This is a genomic window from Brevundimonas sp. (genome assembly GCF_023259385.1).
Classification (GTDB): Bacteria; Pseudomonadota; Alphaproteobacteria; order Caulobacterales; family Caulobacteraceae; genus Brevundimonas.
Map to the genome: position 1 here is coordinate 4,077 of NZ_JAHFPF010000219.1, position 1,940 is coordinate 6,016.

General features: G+C 65.9%; 4 protein-coding genes. All 4 read right to left on the reverse strand.

Translation table 11 applies throughout. From position 1 onward, the window contains the following. Positions 1 to 175: 175 nt before the first annotated feature. Positions 176 to 388: a cold-shock protein gene (locus tag Q0C81_RS14805; RefSeq protein WP_291839573.1), complete on the reverse strand. Its 213-nt coding sequence runs from the start codon at positions 386 to 388 to the stop codon at positions 176 to 178. A 163-nt stretch (positions 389 to 551) separates the two neighbouring features. Beyond that, positions 552 to 764, reverse strand: coding sequence for a hypothetical protein (locus Q0C81_RS14810; protein ID WP_291839575.1), 213 nt, complete (start codon positions 762 to 764; stop codon positions 552 to 554). A gap of 31 nt (positions 765 to 795) precedes the next feature. Further along, positions 796 to 1,518 carry a TorF family putative porin gene (locus tag Q0C81_RS14815; RefSeq protein WP_291839577.1) on the reverse strand — a complete coding sequence of 241 codons (723 nt, stop codon included), beginning with the start codon at positions 1,516 to 1,518 and terminating at the stop codon, positions 796 to 798. Positions 1,519 to 1,552: 34 nt separating this feature from the next. Continuing rightward, a partial coding sequence (locus Q0C81_RS14820) for a nitronate monooxygenase (protein WP_291839579.1) occupies positions 1,553 to 1,940 on the reverse strand: 388 nt, incomplete at its 5' end.

Below are 1,940 nucleotides of genomic sequence, written 5' to 3' on the forward strand. Positions count from 1 at the left end.
GAGAGATCGACCCGCCTTAGATGGGCGCTTTGAGGAGAAAGAGCAAGGATTTATTCCTCAGCGGTACGGTCGGAGAAAGATTTTTGCCCGTGAGCGGAGTCGGAAACGAAAAAGGCGGCGGGGTCCAAGACCGCCGCCGCCTTCGAAATCACGCGTCGGAAACCGACGCGGGAACTCAGCCTTCGGTCTTCAGCTGACCAGCCGATTCCTTGCCCGAGCGACGGTCGCGCTCGAGTTCGTAGGAAACCTTCTGGTTTTCATCCAGGCCGCGCAGGCCGGCCGCTTCCACGGCCGAGATGTGGACGAAGACGTCCTTGCCGCCGTCGTCCGGCTGGATGAAGCCGTAGCCCTTGGTCGGGTTGAACCACTTAACGGTGCCGGTAGCCATTTGAGACCTCCTTTTGGCGTTGGCCTCAGGCAAGAGCGCCTGGAGGCCTGTCGGGTCTGAAAGGAGCGGCTAGACCTCGGGCGAAAGCAGAGGGTGGCGTTTCGCAGAGAGATCGACGTCCACCCTTTTGAACCGGACGGAGGGCGAAAGCAAGGCGGGGACGTCAGCCTTCGGCGGTCTCGTCGGGCGGCGCGACGTAGTTCGCCTGGCACAGCTTGCGCAGGTCTGCGCTGAGGGTGGGGCCGTACAGGGAGTCCTGGATGCGGTCGAAACCTTCGGCGGAAAGGGCTTGCTTGATGTCGCTGACGGTGCGGCACCGCCCCTCCCGCGCCAGTTCATAGGCGCGTTCCAGGGTCGTCGGTCGGTGGGAGCTCATGACCCGATATGGGGCCTGCGGGCCGGAATTCCTAGAAGGAGAAGCTCAGACCGGCCACGACGGCGTCGGCGTACTGCGGATTGGCCGGGTCGGCGTCGGTGTCATAGTACCGGACCTCGGCCTCGATGTTGCGCGTCAGGGCGTAGGTGAAGCCCGCGTTCCAGCCGGTGTAGTCGATGCTGGCGTCCTGCTCGCGGCGGCCGATCTCGGCGGTGCCGGTCAGCTTGTCGGAGAAGTCCCAGCCGCCGCGCAGCGCGACCCAGGTCCAGGCCTCGGTCGAGCCCATGCCGTCCGGCGAGTGCTGCAGGCGCACGCGGGCGCTGGCCGGGCCGATGGAGCGCTTGATGTCGGCGGTCAGCTCCCAGGCGGTATTGTCCGCACCCGGATCGGCGTCGATCTGGTATTTGTAGGTCGCGTTGAGATCCAGGTCGAAGCCCGCGATCTCGGGCCGCATGCCGGCGCCGGCTTCAAGCTCCAGCTCCGAACCGGTCGAGCTCTTGACGGTCTCGAAGCCGGGACCCGCGTAGAACAGGCCGGACGCGCTTTCCCACTCGGCCGCGCCCCAGGCGTAGGCGTCGCCGCGCGACTTGGAGGCGTCCTTGGACCGGTTGTCGGTCGCCGCCCCGAAGGAGAAGGACCAGCTTCCGGCGCCCTGAGACGCGCTCTCGGGGGCGCTCTGGGGCGTTGCCTGGGCTTGGGCCGTCCCGGCGAGAACGAGGAAGGCGAGGGCGGCGAACGTCGCTGTACGGATCATGGAACTCCCTGACGCGCGAAGGCGCGGGAGGTTCCTAGACGAATGCGGTCTTCTTGGCGAACCGTTCAGTGGCCTGAGTGAATTCTTGTCGCAGGCGTCCGACCAGTTCCCCGGCGGGCAGGATGTCGTGGATGGCGCCGGCGCCCTGACCGGCCGACCAGACGGTCTTCCAGGCCTTGGCCTCGTCGCCCATGTCCAGCTTGTGCTCGGGCAGGGTCTTGGGGTCGATGCCGTTCTCGACCAGCGACTTGATCATGAAATTGGCCGGGATGCCCGACACCGCCGGGGTGTGGACGATGTCCGCCGAACCGCTGTCGATGATCATGTCCTTGTAGTGTTGCTGGGCCGAGCTTTCGGTCGTGTTGATGAACCGGGTGCCCATATAGGCGAAGTCGGCGCCCATCATCAGGGCGGCGGCGACG

What these genes read in the sequence shown, in the direction of transcription:
- Q0C81_RS14815 (WP_291839577.1), bottom strand. Translation starts at nt 1,518, where the DNA reads ATGATCCGTACAGCGACGTTCGCCGCCCTCGCCTTCCTCGTTCTCGCC.
- Q0C81_RS14805 (WP_291839573.1), bottom strand. Translation starts at nt 388, where the DNA reads ATGGCTACCGGCACCGTTAAGTGGTTCAACCCGACCAAGGGCTACGGC.
- Q0C81_RS14810 (WP_291839575.1), bottom strand. Translation starts at nt 764, where the DNA reads ATGAGCTCCCACCGACCGACGACCCTGGAACGCGCCTATGAACTGGCG.